We start from the raw sequence: 20,624 nt of genomic DNA, 5'->3' as shown, positions 1-20,624 counted from the left end.
AGCTTCCTGCAATTTCCTTGCAACTCAAACTTAGAAAGGTGGTGAAAACCACATGCAGGTTAGTGTTCGCGACAACAACGTCGATCAGGCGCTTCGTGCCCTGAAGAAAAAGCTGCAGCGTGAAGGCGTCTTCCGCGAAATGAAGCTCAAGCAACATTTCGAAAAGCCGTCCGAGAAAAAAGCGCGCGAGAAAGCTGAAGCGATTCGCCGTGCCCGTAAATTGGCACGTAAGAAAGCACAGCGTGAAGGTCTTCTCTAAGGTCTTCTTCCAGCTTTTCTGGATACCACGAATTGATGACCCCCGTAGCTTGGCTGCGGGGGTTTGTCATTATTAGGGATTTAAAATCCAGTTAGGCATTTCTTTACGTTTCGTTTCAAATTGCGAAACACCGCCGACAAATCACGCGTATTCGAGCACATTCTCGCCCTTTTCTTACCCAATCCTTAACAACAACCACGCAGCTCACCCATTGAGTTAAAACAGCGTGAAAGACCTACATCCGCTTCACGCGGAACGTGACCATAAGGATTAATACGCATGGGCATCGCCGACACATATGAACGTCAAATGCTTGACCTAATAAATGCCGAGCGTCGTGCGAACGGCTTAAATGAACTGCAACTCGAAGTTCAGTTAAATGCCGCTGCGGCAGATCACAGTATCTGGCAACTTGAACAGAATGTTTTCTCACATACCGGTGCAGGTGGATCATCCGCCGGAGACCGCATCGAACAGGCTGGATTTGATTTCACAGGGCGCTGGTCTTGGGCAGAAAATCTTGCTTGGCAAAGCCTACGAGGCGACCCCGGACTTTCAGATGATGTCATCGACCTGCACAATGCACTGATGAACAGCCCTGGTCACCGCGCAAATATTCTTGATCCGAACGTTACATATATTGGCATCGGAATCGAACTGGGCGAATTCAACGGGCACGACGCGATCATAGTGACTCAGAACTTCGCACGCACGGCAGCAGAAGTTATGTTGGATACTGGAGAAAGTCCTGACACGGGCACGGCTGCGCAACCTGAGACTGCTCCAACGTCACCACAACAAACCGAGACCCTCGCAGAAGATACAGAAAGCGCGTCTGCCGATACACCACCTGAAACAACCGATCGTACAGATCAGATCGAGCTGACAGCAGCCGGACAAGTGAATGGCCGTGGCGGCAACGACGTCTTGCGAGGCAGTATGGAAGACGATCAACTCAATGGTGGAACTGGTGCTGACCGTTTATTTGGCCGCGGCGGAGATGACTCATTAGCGGGTGATGCGGGACATGATCGGCTGTTTGGCGGCGGAGGGGCTGACACATTAGAGGGCGGTGCAGGTCAGGACCTGCTCAAGGGCGGCGCATCTGCGGATATACTTGACGGTGGCAATGGCAGCGACCGATTGCGTGGTGGCCGTGGAGACGACTCTCTGGAAGGGGACGCAGGGGCTGATCTGCTTTTTGGAGACGCAGGACGTGACCTACTACAAGGCGGCAGCGGCAACGATCGCCTCTTTGGCGGGAAAGGCAGCGATTCACTGTCTGGAGGAGATGACAACGACCAGCTGCGTGGCGGGCAAGGCGCCGATACGCTTGAAGGCGGCATCGGTGCAGACACTTTCTATTTTAGCCCCGGCCAAGATCAAGTCACAGATTTCGACCAAAGCGAAGGCGATCTGATCAATCTGGGCAGCGCAAATGGCGTTTCCTCTTTTGCAGACCTGATTGCCAACCATATCACACAGGACGGAGCTGATCTGCTCATAACCAGTGAGGATGGCCATAGTCTGCGTCTGCTAAATACTGACCTAGCAAGTTTGAGCAGCTCAGACTTTATATTCTAAGGCAATCACGAACCGCCTGAGCCACAAAGGATCAATAGATCTTAGGTACATAGAGCTCATCCGGAAGGATGCGGCGCTCGTAGTCTGGATTGTACTCACGATCTGGGAGCGTCACCTTTTCGTGCTGACTCTCTGCATAGGGGATCTGTGACAAAAGGTGTTCGATGCAATTTAGCCGCTCCCGCTTTTTGTCATTCCCTTCCACAATAAACCAAGGCGCTTCGGGGATGTTTGTTCGTGCAAACATCTCCTCCTTAGCCTTTGTGTATTGCTCCCAGCGAATCCGACTTTGAAGGTCCATCGGGGACAGCTTCCACTGCTTCATCGGATCATGAATACGCATCATAAAGCGCAGTTGTTGCTCTTCATCGGTAATTGAAAACCAGTATTTCAGGAGGATAACACCTGATCGCACGAGCATACGTTCAAATTCTGGAACGTCTTGAAAAAACTGTTCCACTTGGGTGTCTGTCGCGAAGCCCATAACACGCTCAACCCCGGCGCGGTTATACCATGAACGGTCAAACAACACGATTTCACCGCCCGCAGGCAAATGGGGCACATAGCGCTGGAAATACCATTGGCTTTGCTCTCGCTTTGACGGAGCAGGCAATGCGACGACCCGCGCGACACGAGGGTTTAAGCGCTGCGTAATCCGTTTGATCACGCCCCCTTTCCCAGCTGAATCGCGCCCTTCCATAATGACGCAAACCTTTGCCCCGGTATGTTGCACCCAATCCTGAAGTTTGATCAATTCAGCTTGCAAGCGGAGCAAGTTCTTAAAGTAAACCTTGCGGTCCAGCATCTCGGGATGTTGCGCTTTGTAAATTTTACGCAATTCCATCGAGAGCATCGGCTCTGAAAACTCGATTTCCAAGTCTTCGTCAAATGTGTCCTGCAATTCAGCTTCCAGCCAATCAAAGGGATCTTGGGTCTCGTCGCTGTGCACAGGTCTCTCCTTCAGGTTCGGCGTATTACATGATGTGAGGCTATAGCGCCGCCATGTGATCCTTTCATGTCAGTTGGGACCTAAGGGTACAAGACACAGGTCATGAAAGGATCGCAAACATGATCTCATAAACTTAAATGAAAAATGTAAATTATTTCAAAGCGTATAGCCTGATTAAGCAACGGGCAGTGCAGTGGTTTTAAAAACAGTGCGTAACGCAAACGAACTTTGCATCTGCGCAACGCCTGGGAGACGCGCAAGGAACCGACGGTGAATACGAGCGAAATCGTCTGTATTCTCTGCAACAACTTTGAGAATGTAATCCGCTGTTCCTGCCATCAAATGACATTCGAGCACGTCTGGAATCAACGCAACAGCCCGTTCAAAAGCATCCAACACTTCATCCGCTTGACCAGATAAGGTGATTTCAACAAACACCGTCGTTGGGACATTCATCTTACGGGCATCCAACAACGCCACATAGTCGCGAATATATCCTTCACTTTCGAGTCGCTGCACCCGTCTGTGACAGGCTGATGCTGACAGGTTAACTTGTTCAGACAGGTCAGAATTCGAAATACGACCCTGCCTTTGCAAAACCTTTAGAATACGACGATCCGTTTCATCTATAGACATTATGCGATGATCCTTTCAACAACTTGCAATATTGTCGAATAATCTTCGAATGTCATGTTTTTAATGTGCCTAAAAAAGAAGCATATTTTCCCCGATCACGTTCACTCTCAGCGCAAAGAACACTCAGGAGGAAACCATGAAAATTGGATGCCCAACAGAAATCAAACCCCAAGAGTTTCGTGTCGGCATGACGCCAGATGCAGCACGTGAGACCGTGCAGCATGGCCATGACGTCCTGATCCAAAAAGGCGCGGGGCTTGGCGCTGGTTTTACAGATGCAGATTACACAGCTGCCGGGGCTGTCGTGATTGATACCGCAGAAGAGATCTTTGCAACCGCCGATATGATCGTCAAAGTCAAAGAACCACAAGCTGTTGAGCGCAAGATGCTGCGCGAGGGGCAGTTGCTGTTCACCTACCTGCATTTGGCTCCGGATCCTGAACAAACGCATGATCTGCTGGCGTCTGGCTGTACAGCAATTGCATATGAAACCGTCACAGATGCCAGCGGCGGCCTTCCATTGCTAGCGCCTATGTCAGAAGTTGCTGGCCGCTTGGCCCCGCAGGTGGGTTCATACACTCTCCAAAAAGCCAATGGCGGACGCGGCGTTTTGATGGGCGGCGTCCCAGGGGTTGCCCCCGCCAAAGTCGTCGTGATCGGAGGAGGTGTCGTGGGCACGCATGCTGCGCGTATTGCTGCAGGCATGGGTGCAGACGTGACAGTCTTGGACCGCTCGCTAAATCGATTGAAATACCTTGATGATGTCTTTGGGCGGGACTTCAAAAACCAATATTCGACTGCAGGCGCAACTGCAGAACTTGTCCGTGAGGCAGATATGGTCATTGGCGCAGTCCTTATTCCCGGTGCTGCTGCCCCCAAACTAGTTTCAAAATCTCAACTATCAGAGATGAAACCCGGTGCAGTACTTGTAGACGTCGCGATTGACCAAGGCGGATGTTTTGAAACCTCACGAGCGACCACACATGCCGACCCAATCTATGAGGTTGATGGTGTTATGCACTATTGCGTCGCCAATATGCCGGGCGCTGTCGCGCGCACTTCAACGCAGGCACTTGGCAATGCAACCCTGCCTTTCTTGCTAAACTTGGCGAATAAAGGCTGGAAACAAGCCTGTGCAGACGATCCCCATCTGTTGAATGGCTTGAACGTTCATGCAGGTCAACTGACCTACTTTGCCGTCGGAAAAGCCCTCGGCATTGACGTGATTTCCCCAAACATTGCGATCAAATAAGCGATTAAATCCAAACCGGGGTGCCTCGCCGCCCCGGTTTCCCCTTAAATCATCTAATGAATTGCTCTCTTTTGCGTAAAATCAAAACAATGTTACGCTTAACAAAACAAATCCTGCAGAGAGGGCCTGCACAATGTTGAACGAATTCAAATCCTTTATCGCGCGCGGCAATGTTATGGACATGGCCGTCGGGATCATCATCGGTGCAGCTTTTACAGCAATTGTAAAATCAATGGTCGATGACTTGATTAACCCCATAATTGGTTTGTTCTTAGGTGGCATTGATTTCACTAATAATTTCTGGGTTCTTTCTGGCGAGAACACATATGCTTCACTCGAAGCCGCGCGTGAAGCTGGCGCTGCGGTCTTTGCTTACGGCGCATTTTTCATGGCAATTATCAACTTTCTGATCATTGCATTTGTTGTGTTTCAACTGGTCCGTAACGTCAACAAAATCAAAGACCGGATGGAAAAACAGGAAGAAACCGTTGAAGAGACTCCCAAAGGTCCAAGTGAGCTGGATGTCTTACTCGAAATCCGCGACGCGCTAAATAAATCCAGCTAAGGGGCGCACACACGCTCTAAAACCATCGAAGGTCCGCCGCGATAGCGGACCTCCTGAAAAGGTTGAAATCCAAGTCTGGCAGCAAGTTTCAATGATGCAAGGTTTTCTGGTGAAATCAGGCAATGGGTTTTATCCCAATTCTGATGTTCATCAGCCCATGCATAGGCAAGCTGCATTGCTTCAAATGCAATGCCCTTAGACTGAACCTTTGGATGCAGAACCCACCCTGCCTCAACACTATCTGGCAATGTCGGCTCAGTATTGCGAGGGCGTACTGCAAAACCGACCATTCCAAGATAGTGACCAGTGGTGGCATCTAGAACAGCCCAATATCCAAAGCCTAGCGCCTGCCAATGACCGATATGAAACATCAGCTTGGCCCAGACCTCGTCGCTCGACAATGGCGCGCCAGAAATATGTTCAACGACCTGCGGTATCACCCACATCTCGCTGAGGTCACGCAGGTCTTGTAAGCCATGCGGACGCATCATCACACGTGGGCTGCGCAGGGTGGTCATTTAGGCAGCGTACCCTCAACCACATAAGTCAGTAATTCTACCACTTGTTGAGGTGTCTCAGCCACTGCAAGCGCTGCTGCATGAACTTCTTTCAAAGCATGCTGATGTTCAGGCGGGCTCAGCACAATAATGGATTTCCCTAAAGCCGCTGCATAACCTGCATCAAAAGCCGCGTTCCATTGTTTGTATTTGTCACCAAAACGAACAACCACAACGTCTGCTTCTTCAATGCCTTTGCGGGTGCGGATCGCATTTAATTTGGCGCCTTTGTGATCGTGCCAGAATTTGCTCTCTTCGCCGCCCAGAATCGCAACACCACAATCATCGCTTGCTGCATGATCCGTCACAGGTGCATTGAACAAGATCCCCATACCATCAGCACCTTCGGTGATCTGTTCACGCCAATCAGTGTGAATTTCACCGGAAAGATAAACACTCAACATCTGATACAATCCTTTGTCTATTTTCAGTTGCCAAAGTCCTAGCGTAGCAGCCCAGACAGGCCAACCCGTTTAGGTTCTTGTTCCCAGATCCTGCAAAAACCGCAAAAGATACCCGTCAGGATCAGCAACGACAAACTGCCGGTTGCCCGCTTCACAATCAGAAGTCCTGTACCATTTGTCTTCGAGTGGAAGGATAATTTCCGCTGCCACACCCTTCACCGTGACGTAAAGCCCTGCAATCTCTGCGACTTCAATTTGAAAATTCACCCCACGCCCCAAAGGGGTATCTGGTGTTAAATCGTCAAAATCACGTCCTAGGCCAATCTGATCGATCATCATTTCAGCCATTCCAAGTTTGAGATACGAAAACCCCTCCTCGGGCCGTTCATAAGCCACCGAAAACCCCAGGACATCACAATAAAACTGTCGTGATCTTTTCCAACTCCTCACAGAAAGCTCGGGAACAAGTGCCTGTGTCATCAGTTCTCTCCAAAAGAAAACGCGCCCTTCAAAAGAAGCGCGCGTTTCTCATTTAAAACCTGACAAAGCGTTTAACCACGCAATGTCCCGCCAGTCGCTTTTGTAACCTTGGCGATAATCTTTTCGCTTACAGCTTCGATGTCTTTTTCTTTCAACGTCTTATCTGTGGGTTGCAAGCGTACCGTAATAGCAAGGGACTTCTTCCCCTCACCCAGACTTCCACCGATAAATTCATCAAAGACGCGCACATTTTCAACAAGCGCCTTATCTGCCCCAGCTGCAGCATTCACCAAAGTCAGCGCTTCCACACTGTCATCAACCACAAAGGCGAAATCGCGTTCTACGGCCTGTAAATCGCTGATATCCAGCGCTGCTCGCGTGGTTGCCGATTTGCGTGGCAGTGGAATTTCCTCGGGCCAGATGCTGAATGCAACAGCGGCTCCCTTGATGCCCAGCTCTTGTAGTACTTTGGGATGGATTTCACCAAAAACGCCCAGCGTCTTTTTCGGCCCCAGACAAATCCGACCATGGCGACCGGGGTGCCACCATCCTTCACCGCCGCGCAGAATCTGAACCTTTGCGGGCGCACCAATTGCTGCAAGAACAGCCTCAATGTCAGCTTTTGCATCATAAAGATCAACGGCGCGCGATGCCCCATGCACATCTTTAGGTCCGGTACGACCGATAAGAATACCTGCAATCTGCTCGCATTGCTCACCCGGTTCCCCACCCTGGAAAACTGGTCCAACTTCAAACAAAGCCAAATCCATATAGCCACGCGCCTGATTGCGCGCAGCAGCCTGCAAGAGGCCCGGTAACAGATCAGGACGCATGTGACTCATCTCAGATGAGATAGGATTGGCGAGTTTCGTGGCGTCATCCCCGCCGCCAAAAAGCGCAGCTGCAGCTTGATCAATAAAGGTATAGCTGACCAATTCATTATAGCCCAAAGCCGCTGACGTCCGGCGCGCCATCTGCAAACGGCGCTGTTGCGCTGTCATAACAGGTTTAGGAATACCATCACCCAACCGTGGCAGCGGAACACCTTTCAGCTTGGTCAATGAAGCAATCCGGGCAACCTCTTCCACCAGATCCGCCTCACCCTGCACATCGGGACGCCATGTCGGCACATGAGCCATATTGCCTTCCAATCGGAATCCCAGCCGTGTCAGCGTTTGACGTTGATCTGACTCAGGGATCTCCATGCCAACCAAAGATTGCACCCGCTCAGGATCCAATTTGTAAGCACGGGCGTGATTAGGCACATCCCCTGCGATGACCATTTCAGAGGGTTCACCTCCGCAGAGCTCCAGTATCATCTGGGTCGCACGTTCCAAACCTTCGATAGTGTATTCAGGATCCACACCACGCTCAAACCGGTAGCGTGCATCTGAGTTGATCTTAAGTGCACGGCCTGTTGTGGCGATCTGGATATGATCCCAAAAAGCGCTTTCCAGAAACACATCAACGGTCTCATCTGTGCAGCCGGTTTCTTCGCCCCCCATGATGCCCGCGACGCTTTCCACACCGTTGTCATCAGAAATCACGATCTGCCCAGCCGAGAAAGTGTATTCTTTCTCATCCAAAGCTTTCAGCGTTTCACCACCAGCGGCACGATGAACACGCAGGTCCCCCGAAACCTTTGCCGCATCAAATACATGCAATGGGCGGTTCTGATCAAAGGTGAAGAAGTTTGTGATATCAACCAAGGTTGAAATCGGGCGGAGGCCGATAGCGGTCAAACGGTCTTGGAGCCATTGGGGGCTCGGACCATTCTTAACACCTCGGATCAGACGGCCAGAAAAGAGCGGGCAGCCATCTCGTGTGTCTTCATCAATTGACACTTTAATCGGGCTCGTAAACTGCCCCTCAGTGGCGGTATATTCAGTGGTCTTGAGCGTACCTAAACCACGTGCAGCCAGATCACGCGCAATACCATAGACGCCCAGCGCATCCTGACGATTGGGCGTGATCGCGATCTCTATCATCGGATCAACTTTGGCCGGATCATTGGCCGCAAGCCAATCCACGAATGTGTCGCCCACAGCCCCTGAAGGCAGTTCGATAATTCCGTTGTGTTCATCTGATAGCTCCAGCTCACGCTCAGAGGCCATCATGCCAAAGCTGTCCACGCCGCGGATTTTGCCAACACCAATTGTGATATCAAGACCGGGAATATACATGCCGGGCTTACAGACAACGACCGTGATACCTTCACGTGCATTGGGCGCGCCGCAGATGATCTGCATCTCGCCTTCGTCGGTATCCACCTTACACACGCGAAGCTTATCCGCATCTGGATGCTTTTCGGCATGTTTCACATAGCCTAGTTTGAAATCCTTAAGACGATCGGCGGGGTTCACCACCTCTTCGACCTCTAATCCAAGATCAGTAAGCGCTTCGGTGATCTCGTCCACTGTTGCAGTGGTATCAAGATGTTCTTTCAGCCAGGACAGCGTGAATTTCATCGTCAGGAATCCCTATGGCAAGCCATGTGTCATTGACCTGAGGCAATGGCAAAGAATTGCCCCATGTGCAAGCCTAGGCCGGCGCAGAGCCTAAGGATAACTGGGAGTGAGACCCAAAAGCTCGTCCAGCTGCCGCCCAATCCAACCATGGGGCACAAAATGCCCCCCCGGATGTAAATCAACTGTCACGCTACCATCGGCACAATCCCAATTGGTACGCTCCAGCGTCAAAAACTCGCGTGCCTGCCAGCTGCCACCGGGTGTGCTATCCTCACATCCCAGCCGCGCGCGCCACAAGCGCAAAGGGGCCGCATCGCCCTGTCCAAGTGGCACACGCGCCACCGTATCATTCAGCCCATGCACATGCCGCACCGCCGCTGGCGCTTCGTCGCAAGTTTCAGATTGTGAAATGCTCCCGGCGATCCCCAACAAGGCACTCACATCATTGCCGCTGTGGCAAACATACCGCCATGCCATCGCAGATCCGTAGGAATAGCCAGACACATAAATCTTATCCGATGCCACCGGATAGCGTTTAGCCACATCAGCAAGCACCGCGTCCCCAAAGGCCACATCATCCGTATCAGCCTGCCAGAAATCCCATGTTTTGTTCGCGCCATTTGGTGTCACCAGCAACACGCCCCGCCGCACAGTTGAGGCCCCAATGCGTTCACTATTTTGCGCATGTTTCCCGGTGCGGGACCACCCATGAAAATGCATCAACACCGGCAGAGGCGTTTCTCCGTCCCAGCCTTCAGGCTCTAACACGTGATAAGACCGCTCCCCGATCTCACAAGGCGTGGTTCCATGGCAATCCGAGTTCCACGGCCCCATGGCATGAGCGGCAGACGCAAAGGCGAAAAAGCAAAATGTCAGTGTTTTGATCATGGCGGCGACCCTAGCGGATAAGACGCACCTGTCACGTCACAAATCTGTGGGAACAAAGCGATCCCTCAGATGTTAACAGCTCCTCGGTACCACACATAGGGCAGCCTCCAAGCCGGAGTGGTTGAGAAAGCGCCCTCCCCGTTTGCGAAAGCAAACCTGCGCCCGACCGTCAAGAATTCAAAGCCTGAGCAAATGTTGCTGAACCTTTCCCAGTGCCGCGAACGCCTCCATAATAATGTTCAAGGTAATTCGTGTGTCTCCGAATGTATCACGGCGCATCTGGTTCAGTGCTTCTGCTCTAGCGCTGTTGAACGCTTTCAAGTGCATTTCAAAGCTCTGAAAATCGTAATTTTCTGGATCATTGCCACTCCCCCAACTCAGAAGAAGTAATAGACTAGGAATTTTCATCCATGCTTCGGCCACACTGTCAGGCGCAGAGACTTGAATTTCAGCCACCACTTGCTCAAACTCAAAAAGTGCTCTTTGCAGCATTTCTGCGTCGGCCTTGTCTTTCTTAATTTCTTGAAAGGACCTTTCCAACGCCACCGCTGCGCTACGATAAAGTTGTCGACGTTCTCGTCGAACCTCTGTTTCGCGATCAATATGCTTTTGGACAATATATAGAATAGCTGCACCGACCACACCAATAATCGGCACAATGATTACTATCCAATTGGCTACAGTCAACGCGACAGGCCACCATGCAACGTCGGCGTATCCAGACATTGGAAGCCATAATGACGCAGCCAGCGCAGGTCGCTGTCAAAGAAGGCGCGCAGATCGGGGATGCCGTATTTCAGCATCGCCAACCGGTCGATGCCAATACCAAAAGCAAAGCCCTGATAGATCTCGGGATCAATGCCACCGGCAGCAATTACCTTGGGGTGCACCATGCCGGATCCCAGAACCTCTAGCCAGTCATCACCTTCGCCCACTTTCAGCGTGCCACCTTCCCAAGAACAGCGAATATCCACTTCGGCAGACGGCTCGGTGAAGGGGAAGTGCGAAGCGCGGAAGCGCAGTTCCACGTCGTCCACTTCAAAAAACGCTTTTACAAACTCTTCCAGAACCCATTTCAGGTTCGCCATCGAGATATCTTTGTCGAGCGCAAGCCCTTCGACCTGATGGAACATCGGTGTGTGGGTCTGGTCATAATCTGCGCGATAAACGCCGCCGGGACAGATAATACGCAAGGGCGCGCCCATTTTTTCCATAGATCGGATCTGCACAGGGCTGGTGTGGGTCCGCAGCACATGCGGTGGGCGATCATCCCCTTCTGCGCGGTGCAGATAAAACGTGTCCATTTCTGCGCGCGCTGGGTGGTGGCCAGGAATGTTCAACGCGTCAAAGTTATACCAATCGGTATCAATGCGCGGACCCTCCTGCACGGAAAAACCCAGCTCCGCAAAAATCGCTGTGATCTCTTCCTGCACCTGACCGATCGGATGCAGCGTGCCCGTGCGGCGCTGTGGGCGCGTGGGCAAGGTGACATCCAGCCATTCCGATCTTAGGCGTTCATCCAAGGCTGCATCAGCCAACGCGGCCTTCTTTGCGACAAGAGCTGAATTGATCTCATCCTTGAGCGCATTCAATGCAGGACCTGCAATCTGGCGCTCTTCTGGCGTCATCTTGCCCAGCTCGCGCATCTTGAGCGCCACTTCGCCTTTTTTGCCGACCGCAGAAACACGAATGCCTTCCAGCGTGGCTTCATCAGCGGCCTCAGCAATCTGACCCAGATATTTTGCCTTAAGATCGTCCATAACGGTTCCCCGAATTCTGTTGGGAACCTGCTATCACACGCGTCCACGAAAGCAAGAGGGCCTGTAGCATCACAGCAACGCGCATAGCTTTTGCAGCAACAGGCGAAAACGCATCTGCGGATCATTCAGTCGGCAGGCTGCGATGAAACATCGTACTTGAAATCACTGGTGAAGTCACCTGATATCCATCATCACAAACAGCCCGTCGCGGATTCTGCGGTGTTTGCGGCAGTAATTTGTTCTGGCAACCCGGAGATGGTCAAAAACCTCTATTTTTTCCGGGACACTCGACAGCAGTGAAGGCTTAAAACTGGTACAGCAAATTCATACGGCAACCAAAGGCGGGTATTACGAGCTACCTGATATCCCAATCGTAGAACAGTCAGATCTTTAGTCGCGTTCGGCTCACAAAAAGCAAGTTTACAAAATTGAAAAACACGCATAAATTGAATTGAAATTTATATGTTCTGGTGATTTTCATGTGGCCATTGCTTCTCCTCACCGTAGCCGCCGGCACCATGGCGGCTACAGATTTTTTTCAATCTTCCGATGAAGAAGACCTCGCTGCCCTTGAAGAGGGTGATATTACGGATCTTGGTCAGCTCATTGAGGAGCTCGAAGAAGAGGGCGTCGAGCCGGTCGCGCTGGATCCTTACCTTGCCCTTGGCGAAGAAGCCTCCTACGACTTAGACTTCTCTATTACTGATGGAGATGATCTTTTGGTTCTGCCCGAAGCAGATCCTGAAACTCATCCAGATTTCTCCCCATCCGCCGTGGTCTTTGCTCTTGAAGGTGATGATACTTTAATTGGCAGCGAATTAGACGATGTTTTATTTGGGGATGAAGGCAATGACTCGGTGTTTGGTCAGGGCGGAAACGACCAAATTTTTGGCGGTGACGGCAGCGATTATCTTTCCGGCGGCGATGGCGATGATGATGTGATCGAAACCTTCGACGACGGAAGCCAAGATACGTTATTTGGCGGCGATGGGAATGACGTGATATTTGCGAGCGGTGCCTTGGAAACAGGATCGCTGCGCCTAATCTCAGGCGGTGATGGCGATGATTCTGTCACATTGCTTGGCGGAGCACATATCGTACATCTCGGTGAGGGCGAAGATGCTGTCGTCGTTCAAACAAATCATGTCGAAGAGAATGAGGCGGCTGTCGTCGAAACGATCGTGGCAATCACAGACTTTGCTCCGGCAGAGGACGCGCTTCAGATCGAACTGGAGGTGGCACCCGATGCGAATTTACCCGATGTGTCACAGGATTTCAGTTATACCCTCAGCGAGATCGACACGCCGCAAGGTCCTGCAACGCTTGTTGAACCTACAGCCCACGATAGTGCTTCAGCAGAAATCTTAGAAAACACATTGAACGACGCTGTTGTTATTCTTCTTGGCGTGAGTCCCCAAGATTTAGAAGGTGCTGATATAAGCGTTGTTTTGACCTGATCACCTGTGGCGACATCAAAGCAAAAACCCCGCAGTTTTCACTGCGGGGTTTTTGTTTAAATATGCGAAGCTTATGCTGCCAGTGCAGATTGTGCTTGCTTTACAATTGCACCAAACGCTTCGGGCTCATGTACAGCAAGATCCGCCAGAACCTTACGGTCCACTTCGATACCAGCCAGATTCAGGCCATTGATGAAGCGTGAATATGTCAGTGCCTCGTCATGGCTGCGAACAGCCGCATTGATACGCTGGATCCACAGCGCGCGGAAATTCCGCTTGCGGTTCTTACGGTCGCGGGTTGCATATTGGTTTGCTTTATCGACCGCCTGACGGGCGACCTTGAAGGTATTCTTGCGACGACCGTAGTAGCCTTTCGCTGCCTTGATAACCTTCTTGTGACGGGCGTGAGTGACGGTACCACCTTTAACGCGTGACATATCTCAGATCTCCTCTTAGCGGGCGTAGGGCATAAAGCCCTTAACGATCTTGGCGTCCGGCGCGGACAGGGTGGTGGTTCCGCGTGCATCACGCAGGAATTTGTTGGTACGCTTGATCATGCCGTGGCGTTTGCCAGCCTGACCTGCTTTGACCTTGCCAGAGGCGGTCATTTTAAAGCGCTTTTTTGCGCTCGACTTGGTCTTCATCTTAGGCATTTCCGTCTCCTTCAATGCGGGTTCGCTATTCACGCGACTCGGCATGCCAACTGGCCGGACGCGCGATGAGTGCTGCCGTTTATGAAAATTCACCGTCAGATGCAAGGCCTAATGGCGGGCACGCACTTTAATCACACCAAACAAATCCCGTAGAATCCGAAAACAGGCTAAACGCGTCTCCCTTACTTAGAACTCACCACAAAAGCCGTCGCGAATCCAATTGCAAAGTTTAACAATATCCCGAGATCTAGAACGGGCCTGATCCTGCAAAAGCCAATAAGAAAGCCCTGTAATGGCGACATCAGATTGCACTATACGCAACAGGCCCTGCTGCAACAGAGGAGCCGCCAGAACATCACTGGCCAAGGCAACGCCAGCTCCGGACAACGCAGCTTGTAGAGCTAGATTTTCATCCGGAAGCTGAAGCACTTGGACAGCATCGGGCATAGCTTTCCCTTGTAGCGCAAACCAGTCCTGCCAGTTAGGCGCGAAACCGCGCCCCCTAGCCCAGCGCGTTTCGATCAGCGGAAGATCTGGTAGCCCCGTGCTGCAACACGTCACAGACCGGCCCGTGACCGCACGAAACATTTCTGTCGCCAGAAGCTCTCCCTCTGATCGTGCAGCATAGCGGACAGCAAGATCAGCCCCTTTTGCAGACAGCGATACTGTTTCTGTTGTCGCAAGAATTTGCACAGGAATCATATGTCCCTCAGCTGCCGTTTGAGCCAAGCGGGGGGCAAGCCAACAGGCTGCGAACGCGGGGGTCACTGAAAGGGTAAGTGTCGTTGACCGTTCAAATACAGACGCAACCGCTGCATCAATGCGCGCGAAAGATGGCGTGAGCTCAAAGGCCAGATCCCTGCCCGCCTGCGTCAAGGTAGAACCGCCATTTCTTCGACTAAACAGATCCGTACCCAGCTGGCCTTCCAATGTACGAATGGCATGAGACACCGCGGTCTGCGTAACGCCAAGCTCTTCAGCCGCCATTTTCTGCGACGCCGTAGCGGCAACGCGTTCAAATGCCCGCAAACTAGTGAGTGAAACGCGTCGCATGAATATTTCTCAATCCTTGATGAAGTTTTCGCTTTTGTAAAAATGAATTGTTCAGGTGAATTTGTGCGAACACATGAACAAGGCTCATACAAATGAACATACTCCGAATTGATGCAAGCGCACGCCTAGAACGCTCGTTAACACGAAAATTAGCCACGCACTTCCTTGAGACTTTGCTGGCTGGCACACCCGACAGTGAAGTCGCCAAACGAGATGTCGGCGTCACACCACCTGACTTTCTGACCGAGGCCTGGATTGCGGCAGCCTTCACGCCTGAAAAGCAACGGACAGAACAGGATCGTAGGGTTTTGGCAGAGTCCGATCAGTTGATTGCAGAGGTCAAAGCTGCCGATCTGATCTTGATTGCGACGCCTCTCTACAACTACGGCATGCCCGCGTCGTTAAAAGCTTGGTTCGATAAGGTGGTGCGCATAGGGCAAACATTCAGCTTTGATCTCTCCCGCGGCGACGTGCCCATTGAACCAACCCTATCGGGGAAAACACTTGTTATTCTGACGTCCAGTGGTGAATTTGGTTTTGAACCAAGCGGGATACGACATGCAGACGATCATCTTGTGCCGCATATTCAGACTGTTGCAAAATACCTTGGTGCAGAAACAGTAGAAATCATTCGAATTGAATATCAGGAATTTGGAGACCAGAGGCACGATCACTCTGTCGAACGTGCATTCCAAAACGCGACAACCTGTGCGCAAAAATTGGCACGCTCACTGAACACACATAGAGCGCATAAGTTGCATCTATAGATAGCGGTTCGTCACCGTGGATAGCACATTGGGTAGGTCATCCAATGTGTACCCGCCCGGCTTCTCCAGCATGGCATAAACAATCAAAGCAACTGCCAACATAAGAGCCACACCGCCGCCACGGGGGGCACGCGCATCACTGATAGAAGATAAAAGGGCCGGGACGGACAATACCCCCAGCCCCAGCCCTACAATCAAACTCAGATCGGGATCCATTCATCCCTCCCATCCCAGATAACCTTGGGACAGGTTACTCTGGGTCAGTGCTGTAAATCAAACGTTCATCACAGGGCGCAACCCGCAGAATATTGGTTGTGCCCGAAACATTAAAGGGGACGCCCGCCGTTACAACGATCTGATCACCTTCACTTGCAAAACCACCCGCACGCGCGCCGCGAACCGCGGCAACCACAGCGCCCTTAAAGCGTTCCACGGTTGGTGTCACCACGCAGTTACACCCCCAGCTAAGCGCGAGACGACGTGCTGTTCCTTCAATAGGTGTCATCGCAAGGATCGGCACAGATGGACGTTCGCGCGCTGTCAAAAGCGCGGTTGTCCCGCTTTGAGTAAAGCAAGCGATTGCCTTGATGTCTGTTTTCTCAGCGATTTCACGTGCCGCAGCAACGATACCATCAGCAACAGTTGTTCCAACCGCCTTACGAGATGCATTAATCACCTCACGATAGGTGCCATCTGCCTCCACTTCTTTTGCGACCTGATCCATGGTTTGTACGGCTTCGATCGGATATTGGCCCGCTGCGGATTCCGCGCTCAACATGATCGCGTCCGATCCTTCATAGATCGCTGTGGCAACATCCGAAACCTCTGCGCGTGTTGGCATTGGGCTTTCAATCATGCTTTCCAGCATCTGAGTCGCCACGATCACCGGTTTCGCCGCAGAACGACATTTCCGGATCAGGCGCTTTTGGATAGGAGGCACCGCAGAAACGGGCAGCTCAACACCCAGATCTCCACGTGCGACCATGATACCGTCTGAGGCATCCAAAATCTCTTCAAAGAACTCAACGGCCTTTGGCTTTTCAATTTTCGCCAGTACTGCTGCACGCCCATCTGCAAGACCTTTGGCCTCAAAAACATCTTTTGCGCGCTGCACAAAGGATAATGCCAGCCAATCCACGCCAAGTTCGCAGACAAACTCTAGATCTTTGCGGTCTTTTTCAGACAGCGCGGCGAGTGGCAGCATCACATCAGGAACGTTGACCCCTTTACGATTGGAAATTGTCCCACCAATCACGACAGAGCAATCTGCAAAATCCACACCACAGCTCTCAACTTTCAAACGGATTTTACCATCGTTGACAAGCAGGCTCGCACCCGGCTCAAGTGCTTGGAAAATCTCAGGATGTGGTAGGTTTACACGGTTCACATCCCCGGGAGTTTCGTCCAGATCCATACGGAAAGCGGCACCTTCAACCAGTTCTTCTGATCCATTTGCAAAAGTCCCAACACGCAGCTTGGGGCCTTGCAAGTCCGCCAGAATCGCAATTGCGCTATCCAAATCTGTTTCTACTTTGCGAATGATGCGATGACGCTCGGCAATCTCTTCGTGACTTCCGTGCGACATATTCAGGCGGAACACATCAGCACCAGCCTCATGCAACGCGCGAATGGTTTCATAGTCGCTGGAAGCGGGGCCAAGTGTCGCCACGATCTTTACATTGCGCTGACGTCTCATGAGGTCTCTCCTCTGGGTATAGGACCATATGTCGGAGCGGAAATGTTACCGCAAACATGTTTTCGGCATGCTTATCGCCTAATTCCAATTTTGTGGCAACTCCCGTAAAGCTGCTACAGACAAAGATGGCAGGCTCTATGACATATACACCCTTTTTCACACATGGTGAGACACGCCGCGGTAAATGGTTGATCACTTGTGACCACGCGACCAATCATGTCCCTTCTTTTGTAAATGATGGCGATCTTGGCCTGCCTGCAGAAGATATGGCACGCCACATCGCTTATGATCCCGGTGCCTATGGAACTGCACGGATTTTAGGTGAATTGCTCAATGCACCTGTAATCGCCTCTAACTTTTCACGCCTCGTCATAGATCCAAATCGGGGTGATGATGATCCGACACTTTTAATGAAGCTCTATGATGGCACCCTCATTCCTGCGAATCGTCACGCAGACACAGCAGATTTAGAGAACCGCCTGACAGCCTGCTATCGACCCTACCATGCCAAACTGGCGGAACTCGCAGCGCGCGATTCGGATGTTATCATCGTCTCTGTTCATTCATTCACACGCCAACTGCGCGGCCGCCCGCCACGGCCTTGGGAAATCGGTATCCTTTTCCCCGACCAAGAGCGCTTTTCACCTCATTTCGTGACCACCCTCAAACAGGAGGGCGATCTTTGTGTGGGAGAAAACGAACCCTACGTGGGTTATCTTCCGGGTGATGCGATCGACACGCATGCCACCAAACAGAACCGCCCCAACACGCTGATTGAACTGCGCAACGACCTAATAGAAACCGCTGCACAACAGCAGGCCTGGGCTACGCGACTTGCACCTTTGTTGAAAAAAGCGCGAAAAGCGGCAGATCTATGAGCAAATGCAAAGGCCGTCGAGGTGACAGCGCGTCGCATCGCTCCTACATATCCACAGACTGAAAGAGGGGGATCTGACATGGACCAACAAACAGAAATCGAACTACAAGCAGCTGCCTTTCGCCGGTTGCAGCAACATCTCATGCAAGACCGCACGGATGTGCAAAACATCGATATGATGAACCTTGCCGGTTTTTGCCGCAACTGTTTGAGCCGCTGGTACCAAGAGGCCGCGGCTGAGCGCGGAATTGAAATGGGAAAATCTGAAGCACGCGAACTGTTTTACGGCATGACAATGGATGAGTGGAAAGCCAATTATCAGACCGATGCAAGCGCATCTCAACAGACGGCTTTTGAAACAGCATTTCAGGAAAACGTTGCAGATAAATCCTGAGTCTTCCTTTTGAAAAACTCAAACAAAAAAGCAGCGGATGACCCGCTGCTTTAAATTTCCGACCTAAGATCATCCTCTTAGATAGCTGCCGCGCGGCTCTCTTCTAGATAGATCTCGCGCAAGCGTTTTGCGATTGGCCCTGGAGTGCCATCACCAAGCTGCTGGCCGTCAATTTCAACAACCGGCATCACAAAGGCTGACGCAGAGGTTGTGAACGCCTCATCAGCTTCTTTTGCTTCATCAATGGTGAAAAGGCGCTCTTCGATTTTCATCTGCGCTTCTTCGGCCATACGTAGCACTGCTTTGCGGGTAATACCGTGCAAAATATCGTTGGACAGAGGGCGCGTTACGATGGTGCCATCTTTGACGAAATAAGCATTGTTTGATGTGCCTTCGGTGACATGACCATCTTCGATCATCCACGCGTCATCCGCACCAGCCGCTTTTGCCATCATCTTACCCATTGAAGGGTACAAGAGCTGCACAGTCTTAATATCACGACGGCCCCAACGGATATCCTCAATCGAGATAACCTTGGCACCCTTTCGAGACGCATCACTGTCCGCAAGACCCGGCTTGTTCTGCGTGAACAAAACCAGTGTCGGCTTGGTGTCTGCAGAAGGGAATACAAAATCACGGTCCCCATCAGACCCCCGGCTAACTTGCAGGTAAATCAGGCCTTCGTTGATATCGTTCAACTCAACCAGCTTCTGGTGAATTTCCAACAACTCATCTTTTGAGCAAGGGCTGGCCATATCCAGTTCCTTCAACGACCGCTCCAGACGCACCGCGTGGCCTTCAAAATCGATCAGTTTGCCGTCCAGAATCGAGGTTACCTCATAGACCGCATCGGCAAACAGGAACCCACGGTCAAAGATCGAAACCTTTGCTTCGGTTTCCGGTAGATATTCGCCATTTACGTAAACGGTACGGGTCATATGTGTCTCCTTAACCCCAAAGTTCGGCTTTTGGCGGGTGTACGCCATCTGTGTCAAATGTCAAAGGAACATCCCGATCTTCTGCAAGCAAAAGCGGTCCATCCAAATCCGTGACCAACATGCCTTGTGCAATCAATGTCGCCGGCGCCATCGCCAAAGAGGACCCCACCATACATCCAACCATCACTTGATAACCTTCTGCCAAGGCTGCTTCACGGAGTTTCAGCGCTTCGGTCAAGCCACCCGTCTTATCCAATTTGATGTTCACAACATCGTATTTGCCCTTCAGTTTGGGGAGGCTTGTGCGGTCATGACAGCTCTCATCCGCGCAGACAGGAACGGGACGTTCCATGCCAACAAGGGCCGCATCCTCGCCAGATGGCAAAGGCTGCTCCACCAATTCTACGCCCAGACGCACCAAATTCGGCGCAAGGGCGGCATAGTCTTCAGCCGACCAGCCTTCATTTGCATCAATAATAATACGCGCGTCAGGCGCACCAGCACGCACTGCTTCCAAGCGAGGCATATCATCCGGCGTACCAAGTTTGATTTTCAGCAATGGGCGGTGCGCATTTTCAGCAGCCTGCTTTTGCATCTCTTCAGGACTTGCCAACGACAATGTGTAAGCTGTGATTTCTGGGCTTGGCTCTGGCAGTCCAGCCAACTCCCAAACGGGTTTCCCAGCAATTTTCGCTTCCAGATCCCACATTGCGCAGTCCACTGCATTTCGGGCAGCCCCCGCAGGCAACAAGGATTGCAGCTCTTCCCGCGTAAATGTTTCGGGCAGCGCTTCAATCTCGGCCGTTACGCTTTCCAGCGTTTCATTATATCTCGCATAGGGCACACATTCTCCCCAACCGGTAAAACCATCCTGCTCGATCTTGACAGTCAGCACCTTTGCTTCTGTCCGAGAGCCCCGCGCAATCGTAAAGACCTGCGCCAGTTTAAAGACGTCCCATGTTACGGTGATTTGCATCGCTTTGCCCT

24 protein-coding genes are annotated in these 20,624 nt (G+C 51.7%); 8 read left to right on the top strand and 16 right to left on the bottom strand.

What is annotated here, in order from left to right; genetic code table 11:
- Positions 1 to 52 precede the first annotated feature (52 nt).
- Positions 53 to 259, top strand: a complete 207-nt coding sequence (gene rpsU / locus BLP79_RS00205; protein WP_005614280.1) for a 30S ribosomal protein S21 — start codon at positions 53 to 55, stop codon at positions 257 to 259.
- A 279-nt stretch (positions 260 to 538) separates the two neighbouring features.
- Positions 539 to 1,843, top strand: a complete 1,305-nt coding sequence (locus tag BLP79_RS00200; protein WP_090214511.1) for a CAP domain-containing protein — start codon at positions 539 to 541, stop codon at positions 1,841 to 1,843.
- Between the two features lie 31 nt (positions 1,844 to 1,874).
- On the opposite strand, the gene ppk2 is transcribed toward BLP79_RS00200, so the two are convergent.
- Both ppk2 and BLP79_RS00190 read right to left on the bottom strand, forming a co-directional pair.
- Positions 1,875 to 2,792: a polyphosphate kinase 2 gene (gene ppk2 / locus BLP79_RS00195; RefSeq protein ID WP_090214509.1), complete on the bottom strand. Its 918-nt coding sequence runs from the start codon at positions 2,790 to 2,792 to the stop codon at positions 1,875 to 1,877.
- Positions 2,793 to 2,966: 174 nt separating this feature from the next.
- Positions 2,967 to 3,428: an Lrp/AsnC family transcriptional regulator gene (locus BLP79_RS00190; RefSeq protein WP_090214506.1), complete on the bottom strand. Its 462-nt coding sequence runs from the start codon at positions 3,426 to 3,428 to the stop codon at positions 2,967 to 2,969.
- A gap of 136 nt (positions 3,429 to 3,564) precedes the next feature.
- On the opposite strand from BLP79_RS00190, the gene ald reads away from it, so the two are divergent.
- Both ald and mscL read left to right on the top strand, forming a co-directional pair.
- Positions 3,565 to 4,680 (top strand): alanine dehydrogenase, encoded by a 1,116-nt coding sequence (ald, locus tag BLP79_RS00185; RefSeq protein ID WP_090214503.1) that lies wholly within the window; start codon positions 3,565 to 3,567, stop codon positions 4,678 to 4,680.
- Positions 4,681 to 4,813: 133 nt separating this feature from the next.
- Entirely contained in the window at positions 4,814 to 5,245 is a 432-nt protein-coding gene (mscL, locus tag BLP79_RS00180; RefSeq protein ID WP_090214501.1) for a large conductance mechanosensitive channel protein MscL, read from the top strand.
- Here mscL and BLP79_RS00175 read toward each other — a convergent pair.
- The 7 genes from BLP79_RS00175 to pheS all read right to left on the bottom strand — a co-directional run bounded on the left by BLP79_RS00175 (position 5,242) and on the right by pheS (position 11,802).
- The gene (locus tag BLP79_RS00175) at positions 5,242 to 5,763 is read right to left on the bottom strand and encodes a GNAT family N-acetyltransferase (RefSeq protein ID WP_090214497.1); all 522 of its coding nucleotides are present in this window, start codon (positions 5,761 to 5,763) and stop codon (positions 5,242 to 5,244) included. The two genes, mscL and BLP79_RS00175, sit on opposite strands and share 4 nt — an antisense overlap.
- On the bottom strand, positions 5,760 to 6,206 hold the full coding sequence (locus tag BLP79_RS00170) for a YtoQ family protein (protein ID WP_090214495.1): 447 nt from the start codon (positions 6,204 to 6,206) through the stop codon (positions 5,760 to 5,762). Before BLP79_RS00170 ends, BLP79_RS00175 begins: the two co-directional genes overlap by 4 nt.
- Before the next feature lie 69 nt (positions 6,207 to 6,275).
- Positions 6,276 to 6,686, bottom strand: a complete 411-nt coding sequence (locus BLP79_RS00165) for a bleomycin resistance protein (protein ID WP_090214492.1) — start codon at positions 6,684 to 6,686, stop codon at positions 6,276 to 6,278.
- Between the two features lie 71 nt (positions 6,687 to 6,757).
- Positions 6,758 to 9,154: a phenylalanine--tRNA ligase subunit beta gene (gene pheT, locus BLP79_RS00160; protein ID WP_090214490.1), complete on the bottom strand. Its 2,397-nt coding sequence runs from the start codon at positions 9,152 to 9,154 to the stop codon at positions 6,758 to 6,760.
- Positions 9,155 to 9,244: 90 nt separating this feature from the next.
- On the bottom strand, positions 9,245 to 10,042 hold the full coding sequence (locus BLP79_RS00155) for a CE1 family esterase (protein ID WP_090214487.1): 798 nt from the start codon (positions 10,040 to 10,042) through the stop codon (positions 9,245 to 9,247).
- A 177-nt stretch (positions 10,043 to 10,219) separates the two neighbouring features.
- Positions 10,220 to 10,729: a hypothetical protein gene (locus BLP79_RS00150; RefSeq protein WP_090214484.1), complete on the bottom strand. Its 510-nt coding sequence runs from the start codon at positions 10,727 to 10,729 to the stop codon at positions 10,220 to 10,222.
- A complete protein-coding gene (gene pheS, locus BLP79_RS00145) occupies positions 10,726 to 11,802 on the bottom strand; it encodes a phenylalanine--tRNA ligase subunit alpha (protein ID WP_090214482.1) in 1,077 nt (358 codons plus the stop codon). The genes BLP79_RS00150 and pheS overlap by 4 nt, the downstream gene beginning before the upstream one ends.
- A 479-nt stretch (positions 11,803 to 12,281) precedes the next feature.
- Between pheS and BLP79_RS00135 the strand changes: the two genes are divergently transcribed.
- Positions 12,282 to 13,259, top strand: a complete 978-nt coding sequence (locus tag BLP79_RS00135; RefSeq protein ID WP_090214478.1) for a calcium-binding protein — start codon at positions 12,282 to 12,284, stop codon at positions 13,257 to 13,259.
- Positions 13,260 to 13,330: 71 nt separating this feature from the next.
- Here the strand turns inward: BLP79_RS00135 and rplT are convergent, their stop codons facing one another.
- From rplT to BLP79_RS00120, 3 genes are all read right to left on the bottom strand, one after another.
- Positions 13,331 to 13,696, bottom strand: a complete 366-nt coding sequence (gene rplT, locus BLP79_RS00130; protein ID WP_090214475.1) for a 50S ribosomal protein L20 — start codon at positions 13,694 to 13,696, stop codon at positions 13,331 to 13,333.
- Between the two features lie 15 nt (positions 13,697 to 13,711).
- Positions 13,712 to 13,912 (bottom strand): 50S ribosomal protein L35, encoded by a 201-nt coding sequence (gene rpmI, locus BLP79_RS00125; RefSeq protein WP_090214473.1) that lies wholly within the window; start codon positions 13,910 to 13,912, stop codon positions 13,712 to 13,714.
- Positions 13,913 to 14,098: 186 nt separating this feature from the next.
- The gene (locus tag BLP79_RS00120; protein ID WP_090214470.1) at positions 14,099 to 14,965 is read right to left on the bottom strand and encodes a LysR family transcriptional regulator; all 867 of its coding nucleotides are present in this window, start codon (positions 14,963 to 14,965) and stop codon (positions 14,099 to 14,101) included.
- Positions 14,966 to 15,057: 92 nt separating this feature from the next.
- Between BLP79_RS00120 and BLP79_RS00115 the strand changes: the two genes are divergently transcribed.
- Complete coding sequence (locus tag BLP79_RS00115; RefSeq protein WP_090214468.1) at positions 15,058 to 15,732, top strand: FMN-dependent NADH-azoreductase; 675 nt, start codon at positions 15,058 to 15,060, stop codon at positions 15,730 to 15,732.
- Here the strand turns inward: BLP79_RS00115 and BLP79_RS00110 are convergent.
- On the bottom strand, positions 15,727 to 15,948 hold the full coding sequence (locus BLP79_RS00110) for a hypothetical protein (RefSeq protein WP_090214465.1): 222 nt from the start codon (positions 15,946 to 15,948) through the stop codon (positions 15,727 to 15,729). The genes BLP79_RS00115 and BLP79_RS00110 overlap by 6 nt on opposite strands.
- 34 nt (positions 15,949 to 15,982) lie before the next feature.
- Complete coding sequence (pyk, locus tag BLP79_RS00105) at positions 15,983 to 17,428, bottom strand: pyruvate kinase (protein ID WP_090214462.1); 1,446 nt, start codon at positions 17,426 to 17,428, stop codon at positions 15,983 to 15,985.
- A gap of 137 nt (positions 17,429 to 17,565) precedes the next feature.
- Between pyk and BLP79_RS00100 the strand changes: the two genes are divergently transcribed.
- On the top strand, positions 17,566 to 18,306 hold the full coding sequence (locus BLP79_RS00100) for an N-formylglutamate amidohydrolase (RefSeq protein ID WP_090215591.1): 741 nt from the start codon (positions 17,566 to 17,568) through the stop codon (positions 18,304 to 18,306).
- 78 nt (positions 18,307 to 18,384) lie between these two features.
- Entirely contained in the window at positions 18,385 to 18,699 is a 315-nt protein-coding gene (locus BLP79_RS00095) for a DUF1244 domain-containing protein (protein ID WP_090214460.1), read from the top strand.
- Positions 18,700 to 18,776: 77 nt separating this feature from the next.
- Here the strand turns inward: BLP79_RS00095 and BLP79_RS00090 are convergent, their stop codons facing one another.
- Complete coding sequence (locus BLP79_RS00090) at positions 18,777 to 19,637, bottom strand: D-amino-acid transaminase (RefSeq protein WP_090214457.1); 861 nt, start codon at positions 19,635 to 19,637, stop codon at positions 18,777 to 18,779.
- Positions 19,638 to 19,647: 10 nt separating this feature from the next.
- The gene (gene dgcA, locus BLP79_RS00085) at positions 19,648 to 20,613 is read right to left on the bottom strand and encodes an N-acetyl-D-Glu racemase DgcA (protein WP_090214454.1); all 966 of its coding nucleotides are present in this window, start codon (positions 20,611 to 20,613) and stop codon (positions 19,648 to 19,650) included.
- Positions 20,614 to 20,624 lie beyond the last annotated feature (11 nt).

Origin of the sequence: Epibacterium ulvae (assembly GCF_900102795.1) — a bacterium.
Lineage (GTDB): Bacteria > Pseudomonadota > Alphaproteobacteria > Rhodobacterales > Rhodobacteraceae > Epibacterium > Epibacterium ulvae.
This window is presented reverse-complemented; position numbering and strand designations above follow the sequence as displayed.